The sequence below is a fragment of the Streptosporangium subroseum genome, from assembly GCF_900188345.1.
Taxonomy (GTDB): Bacteria; Actinomycetota; Actinomycetes; order Streptosporangiales; family Streptosporangiaceae; genus Streptosporangium; species Streptosporangium subroseum.
Map to the genome: position 1 here is coordinate 100,180 of NZ_FZOD01000003.1, position 25,848 is coordinate 126,027.

General features: G+C 70.0%; 24 protein-coding genes. 11 read left to right on the forward strand and 13 right to left on the reverse strand.

The window, feature by feature from the left end; translation table 11 throughout:
* The first annotated feature begins 60 nt into the window (after positions 1-60).
* From CHC08_RS04185 to CHC08_RS04220, 8 genes are all read left to right on the forward strand, one after another.
* The gene (locus CHC08_RS04185; RefSeq protein WP_089205816.1) at positions 61-1,212 is read left to right on the forward strand and encodes a CobW family GTP-binding protein; all 1,152 of its coding nucleotides are present in this window, start codon (positions 61-63) and stop codon (positions 1,210-1,212) included.
* The gene (gene rpsR / locus CHC08_RS04190; RefSeq protein ID WP_089205817.1) at positions 1,209-1,433 is read left to right on the forward strand and encodes a 30S ribosomal protein S18; all 225 of its coding nucleotides are present in this window, start codon (positions 1,209-1,211) and stop codon (positions 1,431-1,433) included. Before CHC08_RS04185 ends, rpsR begins: the two co-directional genes overlap by 4 nt.
* Before the next feature lie 161 nt (positions 1,434-1,594).
* Positions 1,595-2,128 carry a hypothetical protein gene (locus tag CHC08_RS04195; protein WP_245878112.1) on the forward strand — a complete coding sequence of 178 codons (534 nt, stop codon included), beginning with the start codon at positions 1,595-1,597 and terminating at the stop codon, positions 2,126-2,128.
* 57 nt (positions 2,129-2,185) lie between these two features.
* A complete protein-coding gene (locus CHC08_RS04200) occupies positions 2,186-3,031 on the forward strand; it encodes a DUF4097 family beta strand repeat-containing protein (protein ID WP_089205819.1) in 846 nt (281 codons plus the stop codon).
* 93 nt (positions 3,032-3,124) lie between these two features.
* Positions 3,125-3,334: a hypothetical protein gene (locus CHC08_RS04205; RefSeq protein ID WP_089205820.1), complete on the forward strand. Its 210-nt coding sequence runs from the start codon at positions 3,125-3,127 to the stop codon at positions 3,332-3,334.
* 294 nt (positions 3,335-3,628) lie between these two features.
* Positions 3,629-5,458, forward strand: a complete 1,830-nt coding sequence (locus CHC08_RS04210) for a sialidase family protein (RefSeq protein ID WP_089205821.1) — start codon at positions 3,629-3,631, stop codon at positions 5,456-5,458.
* 261 nt (positions 5,459-5,719) lie between these two features.
* Positions 5,720-8,092: a Tex family protein gene (locus CHC08_RS04215; RefSeq protein ID WP_089205822.1), complete on the forward strand. Its 2,373-nt coding sequence runs from the start codon at positions 5,720-5,722 to the stop codon at positions 8,090-8,092.
* A 150-nt stretch (positions 8,093-8,242) separates the two neighbouring features.
* Entirely contained in the window at positions 8,243-9,163 is a 921-nt protein-coding gene (locus CHC08_RS04220; protein ID WP_089205823.1) for an alpha/beta hydrolase, read from the forward strand.
* A gap of 128 nt (positions 9,164-9,291) precedes the next feature.
* On the opposite strand, the gene CHC08_RS04225 is transcribed toward CHC08_RS04220, so the two are convergent.
* The 5 genes from CHC08_RS04225 to CHC08_RS04245 form a co-directional block, all read right to left on the reverse strand.
* On the reverse strand, positions 9,292-9,813 hold the full coding sequence (locus CHC08_RS04225; RefSeq protein WP_089205997.1) for a GNAT family N-acetyltransferase: 522 nt from the start codon (positions 9,811-9,813) through the stop codon (positions 9,292-9,294).
* 129 nt (positions 9,814-9,942) lie between these two features.
* Positions 9,943-10,140, reverse strand: a complete 198-nt coding sequence (locus CHC08_RS04230; protein ID WP_089205824.1) for a hypothetical protein — start codon at positions 10,138-10,140, stop codon at positions 9,943-9,945.
* 234 nt (positions 10,141-10,374) lie between these two features.
* Positions 10,375-11,817, reverse strand: a complete 1,443-nt coding sequence (locus CHC08_RS04235) for a WGR domain-containing protein (protein WP_089205825.1) — start codon at positions 11,815-11,817, stop codon at positions 10,375-10,377.
* Between the two features lie 204 nt (positions 11,818-12,021).
* Entirely contained in the window at positions 12,022-13,095 is a 1,074-nt protein-coding gene (locus tag CHC08_RS04240) for an AI-2E family transporter (protein WP_089205826.1), read from the reverse strand.
* Positions 13,096-13,221: 126 nt separating this feature from the next.
* Positions 13,222-13,926 (reverse strand): DUF998 domain-containing protein, encoded by a 705-nt coding sequence (locus CHC08_RS04245; protein WP_179281877.1) that lies wholly within the window; start codon positions 13,924-13,926, stop codon positions 13,222-13,224.
* A gap of 279 nt (positions 13,927-14,205) precedes the next feature.
* On the opposite strand from CHC08_RS04245, the gene CHC08_RS04250 reads away from it, so the two are divergent.
* Positions 14,206-14,568, forward strand: a complete 363-nt coding sequence (locus tag CHC08_RS04250) for a MerR family transcriptional regulator (protein WP_089205828.1) — start codon at positions 14,206-14,208, stop codon at positions 14,566-14,568.
* Positions 14,565-15,545, forward strand: coding sequence for an aldo/keto reductase (locus CHC08_RS04255; RefSeq protein WP_089205829.1), 981 nt, complete (start codon positions 14,565-14,567; stop codon positions 15,543-15,545). The genes CHC08_RS04250 and CHC08_RS04255 overlap by 4 nt, the downstream gene beginning before the upstream one ends.
* Before the next feature lie 148 nt (positions 15,546-15,693).
* Here CHC08_RS04255 and CHC08_RS04260 read toward each other — a convergent pair whose 3' ends face one another.
* Complete coding sequence (locus tag CHC08_RS04260) at positions 15,694-16,890, reverse strand: MFS transporter (protein WP_089205830.1); 1,197 nt, start codon at positions 16,888-16,890, stop codon at positions 15,694-15,696.
* Between the two features lie 630 nt (positions 16,891-17,520).
* On the opposite strand from CHC08_RS04260, the gene CHC08_RS04265 reads away from it, so the two are divergent.
* The gene (locus tag CHC08_RS04265; RefSeq protein ID WP_089205831.1) at positions 17,521-19,278 is read left to right on the forward strand and encodes a bifunctional metallophosphatase/5'-nucleotidase; all 1,758 of its coding nucleotides are present in this window, start codon (positions 17,521-17,523) and stop codon (positions 19,276-19,278) included.
* A 263-nt stretch (positions 19,279-19,541) separates the two neighbouring features.
* Here CHC08_RS04265 and CHC08_RS04270 read toward each other — a convergent pair whose 3' ends face one another.
* The 7 genes from CHC08_RS04270 to CHC08_RS04300 all read right to left on the reverse strand — a co-directional run bounded on the left by CHC08_RS04270 (position 19,542) and on the right by CHC08_RS04300 (position 25,832).
* Entirely contained in the window at positions 19,542-20,006 is a 465-nt protein-coding gene (locus CHC08_RS04270) for a peptidase associated/transthyretin-like domain-containing protein (RefSeq protein WP_420823554.1), read from the reverse strand.
* The gene (gene pcaH / locus CHC08_RS04275) at positions 20,006-20,683 is read right to left on the reverse strand and encodes a protocatechuate 3,4-dioxygenase subunit beta (protein WP_089205833.1); all 678 of its coding nucleotides are present in this window, start codon (positions 20,681-20,683) and stop codon (positions 20,006-20,008) included. Before pcaH ends, CHC08_RS04270 begins: the two co-directional genes overlap by 1 nt.
* On the reverse strand, positions 20,676-21,854 hold the full coding sequence (locus CHC08_RS04280) for a 4-hydroxybenzoate 3-monooxygenase (RefSeq protein WP_089205834.1): 1,179 nt from the start codon (positions 21,852-21,854) through the stop codon (positions 20,676-20,678). The genes pcaH and CHC08_RS04280 overlap by 8 nt, the downstream gene beginning before the upstream one ends.
* Positions 21,855-22,089: 235 nt before the next feature.
* Positions 22,090-22,836 carry an IclR family transcriptional regulator gene (locus CHC08_RS04285; RefSeq protein ID WP_239513776.1) on the reverse strand — a complete coding sequence of 249 codons (747 nt, stop codon included), beginning with the start codon at positions 22,834-22,836 and terminating at the stop codon, positions 22,090-22,092.
* A 199-nt stretch (positions 22,837-23,035) separates the two neighbouring features.
* Positions 23,036-23,470: an SRPBCC family protein gene (locus CHC08_RS04290; protein ID WP_089205836.1), complete on the reverse strand. Its 435-nt coding sequence runs from the start codon at positions 23,468-23,470 to the stop codon at positions 23,036-23,038.
* A 23-nt stretch (positions 23,471-23,493) separates the two neighbouring features.
* Positions 23,494-24,399 (reverse strand): phosphotransferase enzyme family protein, encoded by a 906-nt coding sequence (locus CHC08_RS04295; RefSeq protein WP_245878113.1) that lies wholly within the window; start codon positions 24,397-24,399, stop codon positions 23,494-23,496.
* Complete coding sequence (locus tag CHC08_RS04300; RefSeq protein WP_089205838.1) at positions 24,399-25,832, reverse strand: helix-turn-helix domain-containing protein; 1,434 nt, start codon at positions 25,830-25,832, stop codon at positions 24,399-24,401. Before CHC08_RS04300 ends, CHC08_RS04295 begins: the two co-directional genes overlap by 1 nt.
* Positions 25,833-25,848: the final 16 nt, after the last annotated feature.

Sequence of the window (25,848 nt, forward strand, 5' to 3'; positions counted from 1 at the left end):
GCTGTGCAATGATACCGATAACGGTTTTCATACTTGCAACATTCCCGCTAGGAGGCCCCCGTGTCCACTCCCGTCGTTCTCGTGGCGGGCCTGCACGCCCAGGCCCGCACCACCGTCGTCGACAGGCTCCTGAAGGACCATCCGGGCGCCGTTTCCATCCACCACGACCTCCGCGAGGTCACCCGGGGCCGCGTCGAACGCGTCACCCGCGACACCTCCGGCGTCATCGACCGTGCGGAGGTACGGCTGGCGCACGGCTGCGTGACCTGCACGGTCCGCGAGGACCTCGTGCCCGAGCTGCTACGGCACGCGGCGACCGCACCGCTGCTGATCGCCGAGCTGTGGGACTCGGTCGAGCCCCGCTCGGTGGCCGAGGCCCTGGACGGAGAGGAGATCCACGGCGTCCTGCGGCTGACCGCCGTACTGACCGCCCTGGACGCCGAGCACATGCCGGTCGACATCTGCCGCGGCGACAGGCTCGCCGAGACGGGCAGGCGGGCGGCCTCGGGCGACGACCGCTACCTGGCCGAGGTCCTGGCCAGGCAGATCGAGTACGCCACCGGACTGCTGATCCACGTGGGGGACGGCGACGACGAGGACGTCGAGCTCTCCCGCGCGGTGCTCGGCCACCTCGCGCCGACCACCCCGGCCTCCCTCACGCACGAGACCCCGCCGGCCGTCACCGGGCCCGCGCTCTGCGTCGACGAACTCGCCGCCCGCGTCGACCCGGCCACCGCCCAGCTGCCCTGCGACTCCCAGACCGGGGAGATCAGCACGGTCGTGTGGCACCGGCTGCGCCCCCTGCACCCGGGACGCCTGTTCGAGGCCGTCGACGAGCTGGTCACCGAGTCGGTCCGCAGCCGCGGCCGGTTCTGGCTGGCCAACCGGCACACGAACATGCTCGCCTGGGACGCCGTCGCCGGGATCGTCTCGGTCGAGGACGCGGGTCCCTGGCTGGCCGCCCTGCCCGAGGCCGCCTGGGAGATGATCTCCCCCGCGCGCCGGATGGCCGCCTCCCTCGACTGGTCGCCGATCATCGGGGACCGGGTCCAGCACCTGGTCTTCACCGGTCCCGAGCTCGACCGCGACCGCATCCACTCACTGCTCGACTCCTGCCTGCTCACCCCGGAGGAGTCCGTCGCCGGTTCCGATGCCTGGAACGGCTACGACGATCCGTTCGCCCACATCCTCGACCTCAAGGAGACCGCGTGAAATCCCTCCGCGCCCCGCGCAAGAAGGCCAACCCCCTCCGGGGAGTGAGTTACATCGACTACAAGGACGTCGACCTGCTGCGGAAGTTCATCTCCGACCGCGGCAAGATCCGCAGCCGCCGCGTCACGGGGGTGACCGTCCAGCAGCAGAGGCGGCTCGCCACGGCCATCAAGAACGCCCGCGAGATGGCCCTGCTCCCCTACGCCTCCCGGCCCAGATGAGCGAGCGTTCCGCCCGGACCGGATGAGCGAGGTGAAACACCGGACGGCGGGCCGGCAGGAGCTTCTCCGAGCCATACCCGCCATCCACCCTTCAATCCATCTTTCCCATTTTGACGTCACAGGGGTTGCCATGACGTCAAAATGACGTCATAGTAATGCCTATGGACGTCACGCCCTTTGTCGAGAACCTCCGCCGCGCACTGGCCGCGGCGGCGGCGGTCGCCGATTCCGAAACCCGTGCCGCCGTCGAGAACCTCACGACGGCACTGGACTCCGCCGTCCGCCTCACGCTCATCGACGCGCTCTCCGCGGCGGCCGACGAGGTCACCAGGGAGCTCGCACCCGGCTCCGTGGAGGTACGGATCCGCAATCGCGAGCTTGAGTTCGTGGTGACGCCGCCGCCGAGCACGTCCGACGTCTTCGCGCCGGCTCCTCCGCTCCCGCCGACGCCGCCCGCTCCCCCCGAGCCGCCTCCGCTCCCCGGCGACGCGGGCACCGCGCGCATCACGCTGCGACTGCCCGAGCCGCTGAAGGGCCGCATCGAGGAGGCCTCGAACCTGGAGGGCGTCTCGGTCAACGCCTGGCTCGTGCGAGCGGTGTCCACGGCCCTGGCGCAGTCCCCTCGCGACATCCGCGACACCCGTGACCCCCGCCCGCCCGTCATCGGAAAGCGCATCAGCGGCTGGGCCCGCTGACCCTCGCCCTTCCCGCAATCCGCACGTCCCCCCGCAACCCGCAAGGGAGAGTTCGCCATGCCCGTATTCCAGACTCCGGGACCCGTCGCCCTCCAGGTGAGGTTTCCCGCAGGCGACCTGCGGATCACCGCCACGCCGCGAGAGGACACCGTGGTCGAGGTACGGCCCGCCAACCCGTCCAGATCCGCCGACGTCCAAGGCGCGGAGCAGATCCGCGTCGAACACCTCGACGGCACGATCTTCGTCACGGCGCCCGAGCAGCACCTGTCACAGAGCTCCGGCTCGAACCTGGAGATTCTCATCGGTCTGCCGGAGGGATCCCGGGTGGACTTCACCACCGCGTCCGCGGATGTCCGGATGACCGGGCGCCTGGGCGAGGTCACGGCCAAGAGCGCCTCCGGCGACACGTGGATCGACTGCTGCACCGGCCTCTCCGCCAACGCGGCCAGCGGTGACGTCACCTGTGACGTCACCGAGGGCGACGCCTGGGTGAAAACCGCCTCCGGAGACGTCGGTCTGCGGGACGTCCACGGTGAAGCGACGGTCACCACCGCCTCGGGCAGGTCCGAGCTCGGCACGGTCGGCGGTGCCGTCGCCATCCAGACCGCCTCCGGGCGCTCCCGGATCCGGGCGGCCGGTGACTCCGTCCAGGCGAAGAGCGCCTCGGCCGATGTCACCGTCGAGTCCGTCATCCGTGGAAGCGTCGCCATCAACACCATCTCGGGCAACGTCGAGATCGGCGTCGTCCCGGGGACCAACGCGTGGCTCGACGTCTCGTCGATGTCGGGCGGTGTCGGCTCCTCCCTCGACCAGGCCGACCAGCCGACCGACGGCGGAGAGCAGGTCGAGATCCACGCCCGCACCCTGAGCGGCGACATCTCCATCATCCGCGCGCGTTCCTGACACGGACGGCGACGTCTCCATCGTCCGCCCGCGTTCCCGACACGGACGGCGACACCCCCTCATCCGCCCGCACTCCCAAAAAGGAGACCCACGATGAACGACGTACAGGCCTACGCCATCCACCAGCAGAAGCACACCGAGATGATCGCCGAGGCGGAGGTCCGGCGCGTGACGCCCAGACACCCCGGCACCTCCCGCCGGCTGGCGGCCCGGGCCCTTCACCGGCTCGCCGACCGGATCAGCCCGGAGCCTTCCCGCGGCCACGGCCATCGCCCGGTCCCCCGCGTACCCACGACGGTGTAACTCCGCCCCCGCGGACCGTATGGCCCCGCCCCCGCGGACCGACGAAGACATGGCTTCCCCCCGCGGACCGACGAGCGTACGGCTTCACCCCCCTGCGGACCGACGACCGTATGGCCTCGCCCTCGCGGACCGACGAAGAGGTGGCTTCGCCCCCGGCACCGATGGCGGTGTCGCTCCGCCCGCCAGGACCTTCCGCTCCATATGGGCCGGGATGTGCCGAACCCCGTACGACGGACTCGTGAGCGCCACCCTCCGGCAACCTCCCGTCCATCTCCCACCTGTTCGCTGTGATCCATGTCATGGCCGGATAGCGATGTGGTCGGATCGGACGTCAGTCTCCCCTTCACCGTCTACGGCAAGGTGGACACAGGGCCGGACGGCGAGCTCGCCCACGAGGGAAACCGGGTCCCCGACATCGTCGCCCTGGACGACCGGCGGCTGGTGGTCGGCTGGCGAGCCGGGGTTCGGGACGAACGAGACTCCGCACCGACGGACCAGGGTGCCATCATGTGCGCCCGATCGGGCGACGGCGGTGAGAGCTGGACCGTGAGCACTCTCGCCGCGGCCACCGCCACCCATCGCTACCACTACGTGATCTTCCTCAACGACGCGGGCACCCTCTACGCGCTGCTCGGCCGGATCGTGATCGACCGGGACCGGGACGGAGAAGGCGGCGTCGACGGCTTCCCCACCTCGATGGTGGTCAGGAGGAGCACCGACGACGGGCGCACGTGGACCGACTTCCCCGTCACCGTCGACGTGCCGGACAACGGCCGGGGAGTGGTCGTCGCCGGGAAACCGGTGAGATCCGGCGGCCTGTGGCTGGTGCCGTACTGGCGGCACTCCGGCGCCACGACCAGGGCGGGCGTGCTGCGCTCCGCCGACCTCCGCACCTGGACCTCCGGCGGCCTCGCGGAGAACCCGCCCGGCGTGGCGATCGAGGAGCCGCAGATCGCCGTCTCCCAGGACGACCCCGGGACGCTGGTCATGGTGACCCGGACGCTGAACCTGACCGGCGGCACCTCGGCCGCCGCACGCGACGCCTACTACCGGGCCAACGCGGCCCACTGCGCCACGGCGACCAGCACCGACGCCGGGCTGACCTGGTCACCGATGACGCTGGACGAGAACCTGCCCAACTACTACGTCAAAACGTTCTTCACCCGGGACACGGCCGGCCGCTACCTGGCGATCTTCAACACCCTGGCGGGGCCCTTCACCGGCGCCTCGGCGAGCAAACCCGACCAGTACCGCGAGGTCCTCTACTACAAGGTCAGACGGCCCGGCGAACCCTGGGAGCCGGGGCGGCTCTTCGCCGACGGCGCCCGGCTGACGAGCGGCGCCGCGCGGGGCTGGGACGTCTACGCCAGCGCCGACGAATACGAACCGGGCCGGTTCTTCGTCGTCTGGGAGCACAACCAGACCAATATCAAGGTCGCCAGGCTCGACATCTCCCGGCCCATCGGCGACGCCCCCCTCGCCGAGGGCGACTGGACCACCGGCGGCGCGACCACGGCCGGAGCGGCGGCGGGCGTCGAAACGGTGAGCGACCGAGCAGACGATGACGATACAGCGGCCGCCGGAACGACGGGCAGTGCGTCGGCCGGCTGGGTGCTGAGCGGCGGCGCGCGGGTCACCGGCGGCGGGCTCCGCCTCAGGAGCGCCGGTGCCGGATCCTGCAGCGCGTCGTTCGGTCTCGACGTCTCCAGGGGCTGCGACTTCACCCTGGAGTTCCGGGGCCGGGTGAACGACGACAGCGCGCTGGACCCGCGCACCGGCAGCGGCGTCTGCTTCGGCGTGAAGGTGTCCAACGGCGCCAGGCGGCTCATGCTGACGGTCCAGAAGAGCGGCGTCTGGAGCATGCGCAAGGGCTCCGCCCTCTGGGAGAAGGTCTACTCGTCGAGTACGGCGGGGCGGCCCGCGACCTGGAAGGTGCGGGTGGACAGCTCCGGGACGGCCCGCCTGTTCCGCGACGACGCCGACACCGGGACGACCTGGGTGATCCAGGACAGCAGGGAGAGACCGCAGCTCACGCACTGGGTGACCGGCACCCCCGGCGGCAACGCCGCCGAGGCCGTCCTCGAATGGACCCGTCTCACACCCGCCCTGGACGAGACCCGGTAGCGCTCCGCCGGATCAGCCCGTCGCGGCCGACGGGCCGGTCATGCGGCGTCCGGAGACGGGCATGCCCTCGCACGGTTCACTCATGTCCGGCGGCGGCCTTCGCCGCGCAGCCGTTCGGAGCCACCCTCCGGGCGGCTGCCGCCCGCCACCGTGGCCTGACGCCCCTTACTCTCCGACCAGCCCGATGTCGGGGCGACGCGGTAGCTTGGTGGCTCTCACCAAGGCTGCCGTAACAGCCGCCACCACAGGGGAAGAAGGACCGTGACGACGTCTATTCATCAGCGGATCGCCGAAGAGCTCGGTGTGCGCGAGCGACAGGTGCAGGCGGCGGTGGACCTGCTCGACGGCGGGTCCACCGTGCCGTTCATCGCCCGCTACCGCAAGGAAGCCACCGAGATGCTCGACGACACGCAGTTGCGCACGCTCGAGGAGCGGCTGCGCTATCTGCGGGAGCTTGAGGAACGGCGCACCGCGATCCTGGAGTCGATCCGCGGTCAGGGCAAGCTCGACGACGTCCTGGAAGCCCAGATCATGGCGGCCGACTCCAAGGCCCGGCTGGAGGACATCTACCTTCCCTTCAAGCCCAAGCGGCGGACCAAGGCGCAGATCGCCAGGGAGGCGGGGCTCGAACCTCTCGCCGACGGTCTCCTCGCCGACCCGTCGGTCGACCCGCAGGCCGCGGCGGCCGCCTTCGTCGGCGAGGAGGTCGCCGACGCCGCGGCCGCGCTGGACGGAGCGCGGGCGATCCTGGTCGAACGGTTCGGCGAGGACGCCGACCTGGTCGGGGAGCTGCGCGAGCGGATGTGGACGAAGGGCCGCCTGCTCTCGGCGGTCCGCGAGGGCAAGGAGGCGGAGGGGGCCAAGTTCTCCGACTACTTCGACTTCGCCGAGCCGTTCGCCAAGCTGCCCTCCCACCGGATCCTGGCGATGTTCCGGGGCGAGAAGGAGGAGACCCTCACTCTCACCCTGGAGCCCGAGGCGGAGCCCACCGGCACCTACGAGGGACGCATCGCCTACCGCTTCGGCATCGCGGACCAGGGACGGCCCGCCGACAAGTGGCTGACCGACACGGTCCGCTGGGCCTGGCGCACCCGCATCCTCGTGCACCTCGGCATCGACCTGCGGATGCGGATGTGGCAGGCCGCCGAGGACGAGGCGGTGCGCGTGTTCGCCGCCAACCTTCGCGACCTCCTGCTCGCCGCCCCCGCCGGAAGCCGCACGACCATGGGGCTGGACCCCGGCCTGCGCACCGGGGTGAAGGTCGCGGTGGTCGACGCGACCGGAAAGGTGCTGGGCACCGACACGATCTACCCTCACGAGCCGCGCCGGCGCTGGGACGAGTCGCTCGCCACGCTGGCGACACTCGCCAAGACCCACAACGTGGAGCTGGTCTCGATCGGCAACGGCACCGCGTCGCGGGAGACCGACAAGCTCGCGGGCGAGCTGGTGAAGCTGGTCCCCGGACTGACCAAGATCGTGGTGTCGGAGGCCGGGGCCTCGGTCTACTCCGCCTCGGCCTTCGCCTCGCAGGAACTGCCCGGCATGGACGTGTCGCTGCGCGGGGCCGTCTCGATCGCCCGACGGCTCCAGGACCCGCTGGCCGAGCTCGTCAAGATCGACCCCAAGTCGATCGGCGTCGGCCAGTACCAGCACGACCTCGCCGAGACCAAGCTCTCCCGCTCACTCGACGCCGTGGTGGAAGACTGTGTGAACGCGGTGGGCGTCGACGTCAACACCGCCTCGGCTCCGCTGCTCACCCGGGTGTCGGGGATCGGCTCGGGCCTCGCGGAGAACATCGTCCAGCACCGCGACGCCAACGGCCCGTTCCGTTCCCGCAAGGCGCTCAAGGACGTGGCCAGGCTCGGCCCCAAGGCCTTCGAGCAGTGTGCGGGCTTCCTGCGCATCCGCGGGGGCGACGACCCTCTCGACGCCTCCAGCGTGCACCCCGAGGCATACCCCGTGGTGCGGCGCATCCTCAAGGTCACCAGCGGCGACATCGCGACGCTGATCGGCAACGGCACGGTGCTGCGGGGCCTGCGGCCGCAGGAGTTCGTGGACGACACCTTCGGTCTGCCGACCGTCACCGACATCCTGACCGAGTTGGAGAAGCCCGGTCGCGACCCGCGTCCGGCCTTCAAGACCGCCACCTTCATGGAGGGTGTGGAGAAACTCTCCGACCTCAAGCCGGGCATGCTGCTGGAGGGTGTGGTCACCAACGTCGCCGCCTTCGGCGCGTTCGTCGACGTCGGTGTGCACCAGGACGGCCTGGTCCACGTCTCGGCGCTGTCGCACAACTTCGTCAAGGATCCGCGCGAGGTGGTCAAGCCCGGTGACATCGTCCGGGTGAAGGTGCTCGACATCGACATCCCGCGCAAGCGCATCTCGCTCACCCTGCGACTGGAGGACGAGGTCGCCAAGGGCGCCGGCCAGCGCGACCAGCAGGGTGACGGCGGTGGCGGCGGTGCTCGACGCGGTGGCGGCGGGCGACCCGAGGGCGGCAGGGCGGGCGGCCAGCAGGGGCGCGGCGACCGGCAGCGGCAGGACCGCGGCGGCCAGCAGCGCAACGCGCCGAGCGGCGCGATGGCCGACGCGCTGCGCCGTGCCGGGCTCGACGGCCCCGACAAGAAACGCTAGACGCCTCGTGCGGCTGCCGCCTTCACGCGGCGGCAGTCGCACGACGGAAGTCGATCACTCACAGCTACGTCTCCCCGACGACGCCGACCCGCATGGAGGGCCTACTGTGGATTCTGGCCTGGTACATAGCACGTAATCAGGGAGATATCGGTGGATAGAGATCGAGAAGACATCGAGTTCGACGCCGAGGGCGTTACGCTGCGTGGCTGGTTCTACCCGGCGGCCGCCGGCGGCCGGCGCGCCCCGTGCGTGGTCCTGGCACACGGCTGGGCGTCGACGAAGGAGATGTACCTCGACGACTTCGCCGCGGTGTTCGCCGTTGCGGGCCTGGCCTCGGTGGTGTTCGACTTCCGGGGGTTCGGCTCCTCCGACGCGGCCGCCGGCAAGCCCCGGCTCGAGATCGATCCCTGGGAGCAGATCCGCGACTACCAGCACGCGATCACCTATGCGGGGAACCGCCCGGACGTCGACGCCGACCGCATCGGCCTGTGGGGAACGAGTTACTCCGCCGGGCACGCGTTCGCGGTCGCGGCGATGGACCGGCGCGTCAAGGCGGTCGTCGGACAGACACCGTTGATCAGCGGTCGCCGCACTTTCGAGGCCTTCGTCCGCGCGGACATCATCCATCCGGCGCTCGAACTGCTCGCCACCGACCGCACCGCCCGGGCCAGAGGGGAGGCGCCGGGCATGATTCCGGTGGTCACCAACGATCCGACCGGGATGGCGGCGCTGCCCACCGCCGAGTCCTACGCGTACTTCACCGTCGCGCAGCGAGATCGCAATCCCGCCTGGCGCAACGAGGTGACACTGCGGAGCATGGAGCACATGTACGGCTACGAGCCGGGCCCGTACCTGCCCAAGATCAGTCCCACGCCGCTGTTGATGGTGGTGGCGCCGTACGATCGGTTGACCCCCGGAGAGTGGGCGCTGGCCGCGTACGAGACGGCGGCCCAGCCCAAGAAGCTGGTCATGTTGCCCGGAGGGCACTTCAGCGTCTACACCGGCGAGAGTTTCAAGATCGCCTCGGCCGCCGCCCGTGACTGGTTCGCCGAGCATCTCCTCGCGCGATAGCCGGCCTCCCCCTCACCGCCGATGAACTGCCGACGGCTGTCCCACCGCTCCTCAGGTCCGGTCACGGGCCGCGCCCGGCCCGGCGGACTCGGTCCGGCGCCGTCCCGGCCGGATGCCCTTCACTCCGGTCAGGAGAACTCCGCGGCGAGCAGCCCGAACAGCACCTCGTCGACAAAGGCGCCGGCCACCCAGGCGTGTTCGCGCAGCGTACCCTCGCGCCGGAAGCCGACCTTCTCCGCGGAGGCGATCATCGCGGTGTTGGTGGCGAGCGTCTCCAGCCCCAGCCGGTGCAGGCCGCGGATCCGGAAGGCGTAGTCGCACAGCAGCCACAGCACGCCGGGAGCGTATCCGCGGCCCCGGGCCTCCGCGAGCAGCGTGATGCCCAGGTGCCCGTTGCGGTTGAGGGTGTCGATCCCCCAGACCGCGCCGGACCCGAGCAGTTCACCGGAGAGCGACTCGACGGCGAAGCCGACGTTGGCCGGATCGGAATCCCGGTGCTCGTACCGGGCGACGGCCTGCTCGACCGTCTCGGGGACCCACGGCTCCACCATGGCGCCGGCCGCGGTCTCCACGTCGTCGTGCATCCGGTGCAGGGCGATCACGTCGTCCTTGGTGATCGCCCTCAGCAGAACCCTGTCGCCACGAAGCATGGTCGGCACCCTAGCGCCCCACGGGCCGGGCGGCCCGTCCGGCTCCCCCTTCTCGCCGCCGGGACGGCTCCGGATGGAGGAGTGTCATCCCCGCGAGCGACGAGAACGGGCTCAGGGGCGCGAACGGGCTCAGGAACGGCGGCGGATGCGCAGCAGGGCGGGAACGGCGAGGAGGAGTCCGACGATGAGCACGGCCAGGCCGATCCAGATCCACTGACCGGCGCCGCTCATGACACTGCCGCCCACGTAGCCGAGACCCTGCAGCGCCCAGAGTCCGCCCATCAGGACGAGTACTACGCCAACGATGATCGGGAGCCAGGTCTTCATCGCACACCGGTCCTGTGGTTGCGGAGATCACGGAGCAGGGTTCTGGGCGCCTGCCGGTCGCATCGATCGGCCGGATCGTGATTCCGGCCGATGTTCATGTGGGGGATCCTACGAGCACGACCACCGTGCTCCCCGAACCGGGGTGCCGTCTCCGCTTGGAGGCTCGGGAACCCGGGACGCCGCGGTCGCGCCGGATCACCGTGCCCTCCTCACCACCCGGACGGTGAGGACGCGTCACAGGAGGCGCCTGATGTCCCCGTACGCCCGGTAGAAGCCACCCCGCTCGGAGAAGCGGACACCCTCGACGAGGTAGCGGACTCCGGCTTCGCGCACCCCCTTGGGGAACTGCACGTTCCGCATCGAGTCGTAGCCCTCGCTGACGACCCGCACCCGGAGCCGCTCTCCCTCCCGGAAGCACTCCACCACCACGCCGCCGTCGGTGCGGGAGACGGTGTCCAGGACGACGGTCTCCAGCACGGCGGTCGGCTCCACCATGGCCAGGCCGGCCGCCGCCTTGACGTCCATCACCTCGGGAACGGTTCCCGCCTGGGCCGCCCTGATCGCCTCCTCGGTGGCGTCGATGCAGGCCAGGGTGCCGTCGGTGGTCACGATGTAGAGGCGGTCGTCGAGATACTGCATGGAGAAGGCCGAGCCGCAGCCGGTGGCCAGCTTCCACAGGCGCTCACCGTCCTGGTCGAAGCAGTACACCGAGGAGTGGCTGTCCCCGGCGAAGACGTAGCGGCCGTCGGGGGCGGTGGCGCAGGAGAAGACGGCGGCGTCACAGCGGTAGACCGCCTCGGTGGCGCCGTCCGACTTGCGGAGCCGGTGCACGTCCGCGCGCGACGTGCCGGCGTAGACCGAACCGGACTCCTGCCAGCCGAACAGCACCGCGCCGTTGAGGCTCGTCTCCCAGACCGGTGCGCCGTCGTCGGCGTCGTAGCGGGCCACCCCGGTGGAGTGACCGTGGTAGACGGCCTCGTCGTCGCAGCGGACCATCCAGGCCGCGTCTCCCCTGCCCTTGCGCGACCACTGGAACTCGTCCTCGTGGTCGATGGTGGTGATCCGGCCCGCCCGGTCGGAGACGCCCAGCACCCCGTCGTGGATGTCCAGCCAGTAGATGTCGACATCCTCGGCGATCTCGTAGGCGAGCCGGGGGACCTTCCCGCTGAGGTCGTAGACCTTGCCGTCGTCGGCGCCCGCGTAGATCCAGAAGTCGTCGGCGACGATGCACTTCACCCCGTCGGGCAGCCGGAAGCGGCCGGTGACGGTGCCGCCGTGGGTGACGGTGTAGACGTCGCCGTTCTGGTTGCCGACCCAGCAGCGCTCTTCGTCCACGAAGATGCCGAACGCCGCCGCACCGCTGGCGAAGCGCCACAGCACCGGCGCCTGGGTCGCGGTGGAGCGGACGCTCTCCACGCTGCGCCGGGTGACCGTACGGCGCTGGCGCACTCCCCGGACGGCCGGGGCATAGCCCTTGCGGACCTTCTCGCTGATCTTCTTCGCCGCGGCGGCCGCGGCCTTCTCCTCCGTGGCGAAGGCCGACGCCTTGGCCTGCCCGCTCTCACCGATCCGGCCGTAGCTGATCGTCACCTGGGTCCCGTCGAGCACGACCTCGTAAAACTTGTGCGAGCTTCCGCCGTCCTCGGACAGCTCCAGATACGTGCTCCGCGGGGCCATGCCACACCTCTCCGTTGATCGACTTTTCGGGAGCGTACGGCAGGCGGGCGACAAATCCAGAAAAGCGTTGATATTAATGTCGATCACTATCCGGTCAGGCGACGCATGCCGATCGATCCCGCGCCCGCCGCGACGACCATGAGACGTTCCCCATGAACGAATTCGGGGCTTCCAGGCCGGGTGGGACGGGCGGACGCCGCGTCCTCATGTCTTCGCGGGCGGCGGGCCCGCGTCCTCCCGACGGTGACGGATCAACGCGACAACGACCGAGGTCACCGGGGCGGCCAGGAAGGTGCCGACGATCCCGCCCAGGACACCGCCCAGCGCGATGGAGATCAGGATGACCGCACTCGGCAGGTCGAGCGCCCTGCCGTAGATCTGTGGCGCGAGCACGTGCCCCTCGAGTTGTTGAATGAGCACGGTGACCGCGACCACGATCAGCGCCACCAGCCAGCCCTTGGCCACAAAGGCCACGACCGCTGCCAGCAGACCCGCCGTGAACGCGCCCACGACGGGAAGGAACGCCCCGGCGAACGTCAGGACAGCCAGCGGCAGGGCGATTGGCACACCGAGGATCCATAGCGCGATCCCGATGAAGAACCCGTCGACCAAACCGACGATCGCCACTCCGCGAATGTAACGGCCGATGACGTCGAAGATCACCTTGCCGCTGTCCCGCAGGGTCGGCCCGGTCCCCCTGGGCGCCAGATCGGTGATCCACTGGACAAGACGGTCACCGCTGTGCACGAAGTAAACGGACAGGATCATGGCGAGCACCAGTCCTATCAGGATCTCCCCGACGGTGTGCACGCCCGCCAAGGCTCCGCTCGCGATCCTCCCACCCTGCGTGCTCAGGTACTGCTTGGCCTGGTCGAACAGCTCCGAGCTTCTCTGTTCACTCAGGCCGAAGGACGACGCCAGCGACTGCAGGTCGCCGGCCACCTTGCCGAAACTCCTTCCCAGCTCGGCCACGCCGTTGACCGTGGACGGCACGAGCAGCGCGACGAACGCCGCCAGGAGGAGGAACCCTCCCAGACACACGACGACGGTGGCGAGCGCCCGGCTCAGCCCGCGCCTCCCGAGCCATCGGTACGGCGGCAGCAGAAGCGTGGTGATGACCACCCCGAGGAGGATGGGGAGGGCGATCGCCCGGACGAGGTAGAGGCCCCACAGGATCACCGCCACCAGCGCGATGATCCCGAGCAGCCGCCACGCCGTGTCGCCCGCTCGCCGCAGTCCACTGTCCCCCGCCGCCACGGAACCGGTGCGATCCTCCATGCCGGGCACCTTCCCCGAGCAGATCACCGGCAACCGTGCCGAGCTGGGCGGATATGAGTCCGCCGGAGCCTCGGACGGTGTTCGCAACCGGTCCGCGTGGCCTCCGAGAGCGGAGTCGGCCGAGCATCACAGCGAGCGGCCGATCGCTGAGACGTCAAGTCCGCGGCCGGTCGAGCGCTCGTTTGCTGAGATGTCGGATCCGCGGCCGGGAAGTGTCAACCGGACCCGCTCCATCACGGCCAGCATCGCCAGCACCGTCACCTCGAAACTCACCAGCAGCCGCTGGGTGACTCCGGCCGGGATCTCCTCATTGGTCAGGTCGATGCCGAACATCCGCACGACGTAGGGGACGACCACCGTGACCAGGACACCCAGGGACGCCAGGCTCAGCAGCCGTACCCACCGGGCACAGGGGCCGGCCGCGTGCCGCCGGGCCAGGAGCAGGCCCGCGACCGGCATCGTCAGGAAGGCCACGAACGCCGCGTACCGGTGGATGCCGCCGGACATCGACAGCGGCACGCCGGGCTCGTCGGTGGGGAAGGCGCCGATCAGCAGCATGCACAGGCCCCAGAGCCCGACCAGCAGCGCGGCCCTGCGGTCCTCGCCGCGCCGGGCCAGCAGGACCGCGATGACCGTCGCGGCCACGGCGAAGAGGGTGAGCGAGACGGGCAGCAGCCAGCCGTCCGCCTCGAACGCGTACTCACTGATCACGGTGTGAACCGGATCGAGGCCCGTGACCACGTGCAGCCCGAGCATTGTCACGGCTCCGGCGCCGATCGCCGCGTAGCCGCCGAGGATCATCCTGGACCCCGAAATCGCCTGACTCGCCATGTCTTCAACCATGGCGACGGCCAAGATCAGGGAATATCCGAAATAGCCCCCAAGCACCCCTGACGGACCCCGGAGGAGCCCCGAGACCGGGTAGGGCGGGCAGGAAGGGGACGCCCGCCGTACCGCACCCGTGAGCTGCGCGAAGACAGGCGATGGTAGAGCGTGCCCCCTCAGGGTCCCACCTGACGTGGGGCTCTCCACAGGGCGTTGCTTCTCGGATTCTCCGTACGGGAGACCCGGTTTGACTTCGAGTGCGCTCTAAGGCGCAAGGTTGTGCATATGGGGATGACCATCCAGGAGGCCTCGCGCAAATCGGGGCTGAGCGCGCACACCCTGCGCTACTACGAGCGCATCGGGCTCATCCACGCGGTGGACCGGAACATGAACGGGCACCGCAGCTACACGGAGCCCGATCTGAGCTGGCTCGACTTCCTCACCAGGCTGCGATCGACCGGCATGCCCATAGCGGACATGTGCCGGTACGCCGAGCTGCGCAGGCAGGGTCCGGAGACCTTCGCCACCCGGCGACGACTGCTGGAGGTCCACCGGGAGCGAGTCCGGGCCCAGATCTCGCAGCTCACCGGGGACCTGGAGGTCCTCGACCACAAGATTGACTTCTACAACGCTCAGGAGAACGAATGAACAGGCGTCGTCTCGGCCAGAAGGGCCCTGAGGTCTCGGCCATCGGGCTCGGCTGCATGGGAATGTCGGAATTTTACGGCGAGGCCGACGAGGCCGAGTCGATCGCGGTCATCCATCACGCCCTCGACCTCGGCGTGAACTTCCTGGACACCGCCGACCAGTACGGCAGGGGCCACAACGAGGAGTTGGTCGGCCGGGCCATCTCCGGCCGCAGGGACGAGGTGGTGCTGGCCACCAAGTTCGGCATAGTCCGGGGCGAGGACCCGGCTTTCCGCGGCGTGGACGGCAGCCCCGACTACGTGAGGAAGGCCGCCGACGCCTCGCTCCAGCGGCTGGGTCTGGACCACATCGACCTGTACTACCTGCACCGCCGTGACCCGAAGGTGCCCATCGAGGACACCGTCGGCGCGATGGGCGAGCTGGTCGCCGCGGGCAAGGTCGGCCAGATCGGCCTGTCGGAGGTGAGCGCCGAGACCCTGAGGAAGGCCCACGCCACCCACCCGATCGCCGCCCTGCAGAGCGAGTACTCGCTGTTCACCCGCAGGCTGGAGGCGGAGATCCTGCCGACCGCCCGAGAGCTGGGCATCGCGCTGGTGGCCTACTCGCCGATCAGCCGAGGGCTGCTGAGCGGCAAGCTCGCCTCGTCCGACGAACTGCCGGACGACGACTTCCGCAAGCACCAGCCCCGCTTCACCGGGGAGAACGCGGTGCGCAACAACGCACTCGTCGCGGAGGTCCGCAAGATCGCCGAAGAGGTGGGCTGCACCCCCGCCCAGCTCTCCCTGGCCTGGCTGCTCGCCCAGGGCGAGGACGTCATCCCGATCCCGGGCACCAAGCGGCTGCGCTACCTGGAGGAGAACGCGGCGGCGGCCGACGTCACGCTGACCTCCGCCCAGCTCGCCGCGATCGACGCCGCCGTGCCCGCCGGGGCCGTGGCGGGCGACCGCTACGCGAACATGGCCCCCCTGGAGGAGTGACCGACCGGTCCGGCTCGTCAGGGCACGGGCCGCGGCCACCAGACCCGTCAGGGTGCGGGCCGACCGGCTCGGCCCGTCGGGGTGCGGGCCGGGCGGCCGCCGGATGAGGCGCCGTATCCCGGCAGGGGCTCGCCGGCTCGCTGTCGCCTTACCGTGTGATCTTGTTCGGCTCCAGCTCGTGGTGTGTCATCACATTCGTGGTGGCGCTGCGGTCGAGGTACCCGGCGACGAGTGCTATCCAGAGGCCTGCCGCGGCGAGGGCGGCACCGACGAGGGCCGTGGACATCCATCCCCGGCCGGAGACGACGGCGACTCCTGCCAGCCACACTCCTCCCGCGTTGGCGAGGTTGAAAGCGGAGTGGTTGGAGGCGGCGGAGAGGGTTGGGGCGTCGCCGGCGAAGCGTATGACCATGGTCTGCAGGGGGGCGGTCATGAGGAAGCCGACTGCGCCGAGCAGGACGATCATGGGCAGGGCGATCCAGATGATGTGCGCGGTGAAGTAGAAGGCGACCAGAGCGATGACGAGACCGGCGAGGCTCGCATAGGCGGTAGGGCGGGCGGCCCGGTCGGTGAGGGGACCGGCTGCGGCCACGCCGATGGTCATGCCGATGCCGGACAGCGCCAGGACCCACATGACGGACGACTCGCTCAGTCCCATGACATGAGTTGTGATGGAGGACAGGTAGGCGTAGGTGGCGAAGACGCCGGCGAAACCGAAGACGGCGGTGGCGAGGGTGAGGAGGACCTGCGGCTTGCGCAGGGCGCTCAGCTCGCGGCGCAGGCTCTGCTGCGGTTCGGCGGGTTCGTAGGGGATGAGCAGGATGAGGCTGACGACGGCGAGGACGCCGATGGCGGTGACGGCGAGGAAGGTGGTACGCCAGCCGACGGCCTGTCCCACGAGGGTGGCGATCGGGACGCCGATGATGTTGGCGAAGGTCAGCCCGAGCAGGATGGTGGCGATGGCGCGGCCTTCGCGTCCCTTGGGGGCGAGGTGCGCGGCGACGACGGAGCCGGCTCCGAAGAAGGCGCCGTGGGGCAGGCCTGTGACGAAGCGTCCGGTCAGTGCCCAGCCGAAGTTGGGTGACAGGGCGGAGAGCAGATTGCCCGCGACGAAGATGCTCATCAGCAGGATGAGCAGATGTTTACGGGGCATGCGTACGCCGATGATGGCCAGGAGCGGGGCTCCGATGACGACTCCGAGGGCGTAGGCGGAGACAAGGTTGCCGGCGGTGGGGACGCTGGTGTTCAGGTCGGCCGCGACGTTCGGTAGCAGGCCCATGATGACGAATTCGGTGGTGCCGATACCGAAGGCGCTGATGGCCAGGGCGAGGAGAGCCAATGGCATGAGCGGTGCCCTTTCACAATTGCTCAGACGAGTACGTGCCGTCTCGGGTTTTCGCCACGGGAGCGGTCCGCGGATGGAGCCATACGTCCGAACGCCTCGAAATTATTGAAGGATCCTTCATTGATGATGATTACTTCAATGCCTGGATGGCGTGTCGTATTCCTTCGGGCCTCACCGGCTCCCCCGCGCCCGCAGACCTGATCGGACGCCGGCGCACGACGCAGCCGCTGCTCAGCGGGCAGCGTTGAGGGGCATACCGGGAAACGGCCCCGGACGGAGCCTTGATCGACGAAACCGGCCGGGCGACGGCCCGCTCGTAGGACCCTGGTGAGATGTAGGTAAGGGTCGCGCTTCAGGGTCAACGCGGGGCCCGCTCACCATCCACTCCGACCCACCCGCATCCACCGGCCCGCCCGCACCTGAGCCGGACACGGCCGCCGATGCGGTGGCCCCGCTGTCGGTGTCGGCCGCACCCCCCTACCGCTCGCCTCCGCACTCGACACGACCGGCCGCACTCCGGCGAGCCGGACGAAAGGTTCGGCCCGTCTTCACCCTCTTGACCTTTGATCATGCCGACCCGTAAGGATGCCGTAATCGCCGGGCAACCTTGAATGGTTACCCTGCGGTCACATGCGCAGTAAGAAACTCGTCGTCCTCGGTGTGGCCGGCCTCATGGCCCTGGCCGTTCCGACCGTCGCGTACGCCTCCCCCGACAAGTCCGTGACCGTGACCGTGATGGGCACCTCGGACCTGCACGGCAACACCCTCAACTGGGACTACTTCAACAACGCGGAGTTCAACGACAGCAAGGCCAATGACGTCGGCCTGGCCAAGGTCTCGACGCTGGTCAACAAGATCCGCCGCGAGCGCGGCGCGGACCACACCCTGCTGTTCGACTCCGGCGACACCATCCAGGGCACGCCGCTGACCTACTACTACGCCAAGGTCAAGCCGGTCGACAAGACGGGCGAGATTCACCCGATGGCCCGCGCGATGAACGCCATCGGCTACGACGCGGTGACGCTCGGCAACCACGAGTTCAACTACGGGCTGCCGCTGCTGGCCACGTGGGTGAAGCAGATGAAGGCCCCGGTGCTCGGCGCCAACGCCGTGCACGCCAAGTCGGGCCTGCCCGCCTACCAGCCGTTCACCATCAAGACGATGAAGATCAAGGGCGAGAAGCCGGTCCGCGTCGGCGTGCTCGGCCTGACCAACCCGGGCGTGGCGATCTGGGACAAGGGCAACGTCGAGGGCAAGCTCCGCTTCACCGACCTGGTCGCCAGCGCCAAGAAGTGGGTGCCGATCATCCGCGGCCTCGGCGCGGACGTGGTCGTGGTCACCGCGCACGCGGGCGACAACGGGATGTCCTCCTACGGCAGCGAACTGCCGATCGAGAACGCCTCGGCCCTGGTCGCCGAGCAGGTTCCGGGCATCGACGCGGTGCTGTTCGGGCACGCGCACAACGAGGTGGCGCAGAAGTTCGTCACCAACAAGGTCACCGGCCAGCAGGTGCTGCTCACCGAGCCCAGCAGGTGGGGCCAGCGGCTGAGCGTGATCGACTTCAAGCTCACCAAGAAGCACGGCAAGTGGGCGGTCACCGGCAAGTCCTCCGCCACGCTGAACACCAACACGGTGGCCGAGGACCCGAAGATCGTCGCTCTCATGAAGAAGCAGCACGACACCACGGTCACGTACGTCAACACGGTGGTGGCCCAGTCCAAGGAGCAGCTGCTGGCGGCCGAGTCGCCGTACAAGGACACCCCGATCCTGGACTACATCCACAAGGTCCAGACCGAGACGGTGAAGAAGGCCCTGGAGGGTACGGCGGACGCCGCCCTGCCGGTGCTGTCGATCGCCGCGCCGTTCAGCAGGAGCGCGACCTTCCCGGCCGGGCCGATCAGCGTGCGCGACATGGCGGGTCTGTACATCTACGACAACACGCTGATGGCCGTGAAGCTCACCGGAACCCAGCTGAAGGACTACCTGGAATATTCGGCCAGATACTTCAACCAGCTCGCGCCGGACGCCCCGATCGACCTCTCCGCGCTGACCAACGCGGGTGGCACCCCGGACTACAACTACGACCAGTTCTCCGGCGTCACCTACGACGTGGACGTCGCCAAGCCGGTCGGCCAGCGGATCGCCGGGCTGTCCTACCAGGGCGCCCCGGTCGCCGCCGACCAGCAGTTCGTGGTCGCGATCAACAACTATCGCCAGTCGGGCGGCGGCGGCTTCCCGCACGTCACGACCGCCCCGGTGGTCTACAACGCCCAGGTGGAGATCCGCCAGGCGCTGATCGACTACGCCACGGCGACCGGGGTCATCGACCCCGCCGCCTTCACCGAGCCCAACTGGAAGCTGACCCGCGACGGCAAGCCGCTCTTCTGACCTGACGGAAGGCGTGTCGCGAAGCACCTGGAAGGGGGCGGCCGGGGAACCGGCCGCCCCCTTCCCCTCTCCGAAGACCTCTTACCCGGCGATCTCCGGAGGGCAGGCCGGGAAAGGCCTTATGTGAAGGTCCTTCCCCGAGGATCCCCAACCGCTCCAAGGAGCGGATCGGGGTGGAATCGGGATCCCCCGCGCGGCCCGGCCACCCGGGCGGAGCCCGCGAGGCTCCTCCCCGGAGGCCGGCCGCGTCCGCGGGAAAGCCGTCAGGACGCCGGGTCCGCGTATCCGGCATGATCGAGGAACACGGTCTCCCCTTCGCCCTGCATCCGGATGTCGAACCGGTAGGACCGCTCCCCCGAGGGCGAGGCGACCAGCGTGCTCCGCCGCAGGGGATCCACCTGTGCCAGGAACGGCGCCTCGTCGGTGAGGTAGGCGCGGGTCCAGACCGGCTTGAGCAGGCCGCGGGCGAAGACGAGCACGGGGATGTAGACGTCGGGCCTGGCGGTACGGAACCGGTAGGAACCGTCGGCCTCGGTCGCGCAGCGGCCGAACAGGCCCGGCTGGCAGATCTCCAGCAGCGCGTCCGGCACCGGCTCGCCCGCGCCGTCCGTCACCCGGCCGTGCAGCTCGATCGCGTCCGGGTGGTCCTCGGGCACCACGAAGGGTCCCTCGGCGTACGGCAGGGCGTGCCCGTAGAACGGGCCCACGGTCTGTGACGGGGTCAGCATCATTCCTCCTCGAAGGGGGTCGCGCCCAGCACGATGTCCCACCGGTAGCCGAGCGCCCACTCGGGCTCGGTGACGTCCATGTCAAAGGCGCAGACGAGCCGTTCGCGATCCTTCGGATCGGGGACCGACTGGAAGATCGGGTCGTAGGCGAAGAGCGGGTCTCCGGGGAAGTACATCTGGGTGACCAGCCGCTGAGTGAACGCGGTTCCGAACACCGAGAAGTGGATGTGCGCGGGCCGCCAGGCGTTGTGGTGGTTGCGCCAGGGGTAGGCGCCGGGCTTGATCGTGACAAACCGGTAGTTGCCCTCGGCGTCGGTCAGGCAGCGGCCGGCCCCGGTGAAGTTGGGGTCGAGCGGGGCCGGGTGCTGGTCCACCGGGTGGGCGTACCTGCCGGTGGCGTTGGCCTGCCAGAGCTCCACCAGCGTGTTCGGCACGGCCCGTCCCCGGGTGTCGAGGACCTTGCCGGTGACGACGATGCGCTCGCCGATCGGCTCGCCCTCGTGCTGCCTGGTCAGATCGTGGTCGAGCGACCCGACCGGCTGGTGGCCGTAGACCGGGTCCACCAGCTCGATCGCCTCGGGGTCGAAGGCGGGCCGCACCAGCGACTGCGAGGGGGCGCGCAGCACCGTGCTGCCGTACGAGGGGGTGAGGTAGTGCGGGTGTGGATCGTCATGCATGGGATGCTCCGGGTTCGAAGGGCAGGCCGACGTAGTTCTCGGCGAGCGTGGTCGCGGCGGCCGTCGAGGAGGTGACGTAGTCGAGGTGGGAGGTCTGCAGACGCCCGCCGTAGGCGTCATCGGCGTCGAAGGTGTGCAGCAGCGTGGTCATCCACCAGGAGAAGTGCTGGGCGCGCCAGACCCTCTTCAGGCAGGTGTCCGAGTAGGCGTCCAGCAGCTCGGTGGAGCCCGTCTCGTAGAAGTCCGCCAGGGCCGCGGTCAGCAGCCGGACGTCCGCGACGGCCAGGTTGAGCCCCTTGGCCCCGGTGGGCGGCACGATGTGGGCGGCGTCCCCTGCGAGGTAGAGGTTGCCGTGGCGCATGGGCTCGGCGACGAAGGACCGCATCGCGGACACGTCCTTGGCGAAGATCGGCCCCTCGGTCAGCGCGAACCCGGGAACCGTCTCCAGGCGGGCCCGCAGCTCGGCCCAGATCCGCTCGTCCGGCCAGTCGTCGAGCGAGGCGTCGGTCGGGACCTGGAGGTAGAAGCGGCTGATCTCCGGGGTCCGCATGCTGTGCAGCGCGAAGCCCCGGTCGCTGTGGGCGTAGATCAGCTCTTCCGCCGACGGTGGGACCTGGGCGAGGATGCCCAGCCAGGCGAACGGATAGTCCCGCTGGAAGATCGACAGGACCCCTTCGGGGATCGACGGCCGGCTGACCCCGTGGAACCCGTCGCACCCGGCGATGACGTCGCAGTCGAGGCGTTCGCCCTGGAAGGTGAGGTAGGGATTCTTCTCCAGTGAGTGCAGGGCCACGTCGGGGACGTCGAAGAGGATCTTTCCCCCGTCTGCCAGCCGCCGGGCGATCAGGTCCTTGACGACCTCCTGCTGGCCGTACACGGTGATGGCCCGCCCGGGAACGAGCTTCTCGAACGGGATCCGGTGCCCGGCGCCGCCGTACCGCAGCTCGATGCCGTGGTGCGGCAGCCCTTCCTTCCGCATCCGCTCGCCGACTCCCGCCTCGTTGAGCAGGTCCACCGTGCCCTGCTCCAGCACACCGGCGCGCACCCGCTGTTCGACGTACTCCCTGCTGCGCGCTTCCAGCACCACCGAGTCGATGCCCCGCAGATGGAGCAGATGAGAGAGAAGCAGTCCGGCGGGTCCCGCGCCGACGATCCCGACCTGAGTTCGCATGAACCGAGCATTTCGTACCGGCCGCACCCCTCGCGCCCAAGCCTTCCGCTCAGCGGAAAACACCTTGATCGTGACAGTCGGCGGACCCACCGTGGCCGGTCACTCAGCGGGGGCACCGTGATCCAATACCCGGCGGAAAGCACCCGACCCGCACCGCTCAGTGGAGAACTCCGTGAGCACGATGGTCAGCGGAAAGCACCCCGGCCGCACCACTCGGCGGAGAACGTCGTGACGGTCAGCGGTACGTCGCGGCGAGGTCGCGGGAGAGCGCGCTCGCCGCGGTCAGCACCGCGGGCGCCAGCCGCCGGGGGTCGGCGCTGTGCCGCCAGGTCACCAGCGACAGCGCCGCCACCACTTCGTTCGCGCTCCGGCGCACCGGCACCGCGACCGAGCAGGTGCCCACCGACATCTCCTCCTGGGTGCACGCCACCCCGGTCCGCCTGATCTCCTCCAGCTCGGCCCGCAGCCGTACGGGATCCACCACCGTGTTCGGCGCGTGCACGGTGAGCTCCCTCGCGAGCACCCGATCCACCGTCTCGGGCGCCGCGAAGGCCAGCAGGACCTTGCCGACCCCGGTGGCGTGCAGCGGCAGCTCCCCCGCCACCCGCGAGAGGATCGGCACGGACCTGGGGCCGCGCAGCCGCTCCACGTACAGGGCCCGGTCGTCGCGGAGCACGGCGAGCTGGACGTTCTCGCCGGTGGCGACGTAAAGGTCCTCCATGTACGGCAGGGCCAGCTCGCGCAGCTCCCGCGGCTCGGCCGCCTGGCTCCCGATCTGCCACAGCCGCATCCCGACCCGGTAGGTCCCGTCGGGCAACCGCTCCACGAACCCGCCGTCCGCCAGCTCCCTGACCAGCCGATGCCCGGTGGCCAGCGGAAGCTCGGCCCGGCGGCAGATCTCGGTGAGCGTCAGCCGTACGTCACCGGGCAGGAACGCGCCGAGGATGGCCATCACCTTCCCCGCGACCGTGGGCGCTCTCACGCACCCAGCCTAGGCCGCCTCCGGCTCGGACCGCCCCCGCCCGGCCGCCTGTGCCCGGACCGTCCCGCCCCGGACCGGCACGGCCTCCGGACCGCCGCCCTGCTCGGGGCCGCCCCGGCCCGGACCGCCCTGCTCCGAACCACCGTGGCTCAGACCGCCCCGGCCCGGACCGGCGTGGCCCGGGCCGGGACGACCAGTCTCAGCCCAGGCGCGAGGCCAGGACCCCGGCACGGGCGAGCTGCACCTCGCGGGCCTTTCTCGCCGCGTAGCCCAGCAACGGCCTGATCCACGCGTGCACCACGAGGATGTCCTCGATCTCGGTCCCCCCGGCCTTCTCGGTGAGGGTGAACCGGTAGTCCAGGCGCACCCCTCCCGGGCTCTTCACCTCGCCCTCCACGGTCCGCGGCGTGCTCCGCAGCGTCACCTTGATCCTGTTGTCGTATTTGACGAGGCCGAAGAACCTGAACCGCTCGATCGAGGTGTAGCGCGTCTCGCCCTCGCCCTGCTCGACGTCCTGGACCGCGACCACCAGCGGCGAGAGCCCCACGTAGCTCTGCGGCTGGCTCAGGTGCGCGCGGAGCACCTCCGGAGTGTTACCGACATGGAAGGTATTGCGCAGCGTTACCTTTGGCATGCTTTGCCCCCGTATAAAGATCTTTACTGGGAGACAGTAACGGGTTCGGCCATGTACCACCGGGCATGTTTCTCACCTCGGGTCAGGGAGTCCATCCGCCGGGGCAGCTCGCGGCGGGAGAAGGGGTCGGCTCCGGCGTTGCGGATGTGAATGCCCACCGCGTACAGGTCCCGGACCTCCATGAGGGTGGAGTAACCCGGCCACGAACGCAGGTCGCTGCCGTACGCGTCGGCGAAGGCGTCCACGTCGGCGGCGGTCAGGCCGAAGCGGCGCTGGCCGTGGTAGGTGTGGACCAGGTCCCACTCGCGGGGGCCCACCGCCACGCCGTCCCAGTCGCAGAGCACCACGTGGCCGTCCGTGCAGCGCAGCAGGTTGTCGATCCAGGCGTCACCGTGCAACAGCACCGGGGAACCGTCCACGCCGAGGTCCGACCAGCGGTCGGTCAGCTCCGCGATGCGGTCGCGCAGCCAGCCCTGCTGGCAGGGAGTGAGCTCCTGGGAGCGGTCCACCGCCCGGCGTACCTCGGACAGCGGGTCGGCGAACCTCTTCAGCGCCACCGGCGGCACCGGCAGCCGGTGCAGGCTGCGCAGGATCTCGCCCAGCTCCGTGGTGGTGGGGCGGCCGCTGGCCGGCACGTAGTGCCAGAACGTGACGACCCTGCCCTCGTGCACCACCGGCTGGTCGGAGATCTCGTCGGCCGGGCGCACCGCGGGGAACCCCTGCTCGGCCAGCCAGCGGGCCACCGCGAGCACCAGTGGCAGGCGGGTCAGCGCGTTGGGCGCGGTGGCGATCCTGACCACGATCTCGCTGCGCAGCTTGAAAACGGCGTTGCTCCGCACCCGCAGCAACTCGGCGTCCCTGTGGTCGATCCCGAGGTCCTCGCAGACCTCGCGCAGAACCGTGAACGCCTCCTCCGCGAGGGAGCCCATCAGCTGACCGGCGTGGCGTCGCCGAGCAGATCGGTCAGGCGGCGCACCGCCGCCGCTTTGCGCTTGCCGGACGGCACCTCCGACAGCAGCGACTGGGCGCGGTTGAGCACGATGGAGGTTCGATGTTCGGGAGGCACCTGGAGCAGTGCCTTCTCCGCCAGGTTGCAGGCGTCCTCGACCTTGCCGTCGCGGACCAGGTGCACGGCCTGGTCGAGCAGGATGAGCACCGGGTCGATGGCGTAGGGACCCGAGGGGCCCGGTGTCCAGTCGACCTCCTCGCCCAGCTCGATCAGGGTGCCGATCCGGTAGAACTGCAGCCGTCGCTCGGAGAAGCGGAAGGCCAGGTGGTCGTGGCCCTCGGGGGGCATCCTGGCGAAGATCCGCTCGGCCTCGGCCAGCGCGACCCTGGCGGCCTTGTGCTCACCCATGTGGGCCAGCGCCCGCGCCTCCGCCGCGGCGCCGAGCGCCGCCGGGGAGCTGGGCGCGCTCCCCGCCAGCATCCTGGCCTCGCGCGCCAGCCGTACGGTCTCGGCCAGGTCGCCGTAGTAGTAGGGGAGCATCGCCTGCTGCGCGCGGACGAGCGCGCGCAGCCGCACGTCGCCCATGTCGTCGGAGGCGGTGCGCGCGGTGCCGTACCAGGCGTGGGCCTGGCGGGTGTCGCCGAGCTTCATCAACGCGTCCGCCGACAGCAGCGCCAGCATCACGGTGGCGTTGAGCAGGCGCCGCTGGGCCACCGCGGGCTGCCGGGCCGCCGACAGCATCCGGACGTCCGACAGCTCCAGCATCATCCGGTAGAGCATGGGCAGCGGCGCGCTGGTGATGTATTCGCGGCGGTAGCGCAGCACCTGCTCGTCGAGCCGGTCGAGCTGCTCCTCGGAGACGGTGGCGACGGCGAGCGTGCGGTCCATGTCCTGGCGGGTCCGCTCGACCTCGGCCAGCAGCCGCCCGGTCATCACGAACCGGGAGCCGAGCAGCGCGTGGTGGAACAGCGCGCGACGCTCCATGTCGTCGTCGACCCGGTCCTCCGTCTGGTACGGCGAGCGGCCCTCGCCGCCCGAGACGACCACGACCTTGACCCCGCCGTCGTCCTCGCAGTAGTCGCCGGCCAGGCCGAGCCGTACCGAGTTGGCCCGGTAGAGCCGGGCGAGCAGGTCTATGGTCTGCGGTCGCGGTCTGGCCCGGTTGTTCTCCCAGGCGTTGAGCAGGTCGATGCTGGCCCGGGCCTCACCGAGGTCCTGGCGCTCGCAGAGCTCCTCCAGCTCCTGGACGGACTGTCTGGCCGACCATCCCCTAGCCAGCCGGTGCGCCTTGAGAAGGCTCACCCCGCAGCAGCCGTGGATGGCCTGGGCGGTCTGCCAGGGAGTCCACTGCCTGGACTCCGCCTGCTCACGCCATCGTCGTGCACATGCGGGCGAATGCTCACCTCGGGCCACGGCACCCCTCCAGTCG

Bases quoted from the DNA above. Each gene is read 5' to 3' on its own strand.
- CHC08_RS04195 (WP_245878112.1), top strand. From the start codon at position 1,595: ATGGACGTCACGCCCTTTGTCGAGAACCTCCGCCGCGCACTGGCCGCG.
- CHC08_RS04200 (WP_089205819.1), top strand. From the start codon at position 2,186: ATGCCCGTATTCCAGACTCCGGGACCCGTCGCCCTCCAGGTGAGGTTT.
- CHC08_RS04205 (WP_089205820.1), top strand. From the start codon at position 3,125: ATGAACGACGTACAGGCCTACGCCATCCACCAGCAGAAGCACACCGAG.
- CHC08_RS04210 (WP_089205821.1), top strand. From the start codon at position 3,629: ATGTCATGGCCGGATAGCGATGTGGTCGGATCGGACGTCAGTCTCCCC.
- CHC08_RS04225 (WP_089205997.1), bottom strand. From the start codon at position 9,813: ATGCTTCGTGGCGACAGGGTTCTGCTGAGGGCGATCACCAAGGACGAC.
- CHC08_RS04230 (WP_089205824.1), bottom strand. From the start codon at position 10,140: ATGAAGACCTGGCTCCCGATCATCGTTGGCGTAGTACTCGTCCTGATG.
- CHC08_RS04235 (WP_089205825.1), bottom strand. From the start codon at position 11,817: ATGGCCCCGCGGAGCACGTATCTGGAGCTGTCCGAGGACGGCGGAAGC.
- CHC08_RS04240 (WP_089205826.1), bottom strand. From the start codon at position 13,095: ATGGAGGATCGCACCGGTTCCGTGGCGGCGGGGGACAGTGGACTGCGG.
- CHC08_RS04245 (WP_179281877.1), bottom strand. From the start codon at position 13,926: ATGGCGAGTCAGGCGATTTCGGGGTCCAGGATGATCCTCGGCGGCTAC.
- CHC08_RS04250 (WP_089205828.1), top strand. From the start codon at position 14,206: ATGGGGATGACCATCCAGGAGGCCTCGCGCAAATCGGGGCTGAGCGCG.
- CHC08_RS04255 (WP_089205829.1), top strand. From the start codon at position 14,565: ATGAACAGGCGTCGTCTCGGCCAGAAGGGCCCTGAGGTCTCGGCCATC.
- CHC08_RS04260 (WP_089205830.1), bottom strand. From the start codon at position 16,890: ATGCCATTGGCTCTCCTCGCCCTGGCCATCAGCGCCTTCGGTATCGGC.
- CHC08_RS04265 (WP_089205831.1), top strand. From the start codon at position 17,521: ATGCGCAGTAAGAAACTCGTCGTCCTCGGTGTGGCCGGCCTCATGGCC.
- CHC08_RS04270 (WP_420823554.1), bottom strand. From the start codon at position 20,006: ATGCTGACCCCGTCACAGACCGTGGGCCCGTTCTACGGGCACGCCCTG.
- pcaH (WP_089205833.1), bottom strand. From the start codon at position 20,683: ATGCATGACGATCCACACCCGCACTACCTCACCCCCTCGTACGGCAGC.
- CHC08_RS04280 (WP_089205834.1), bottom strand. From the start codon at position 21,854: ATGCGAACTCAGGTCGGGATCGTCGGCGCGGGACCCGCCGGACTGCTT.
- CHC08_RS04290 (WP_089205836.1), bottom strand. From the start codon at position 23,470: ATGCCAAAGGTAACGCTGCGCAATACCTTCCATGTCGGTAACACTCCG.
- CHC08_RS04295 (WP_245878113.1), bottom strand. From the start codon at position 24,399: ATGGGCTCCCTCGCGGAGGAGGCGTTCACGGTTCTGCGCGAGGTCTGC.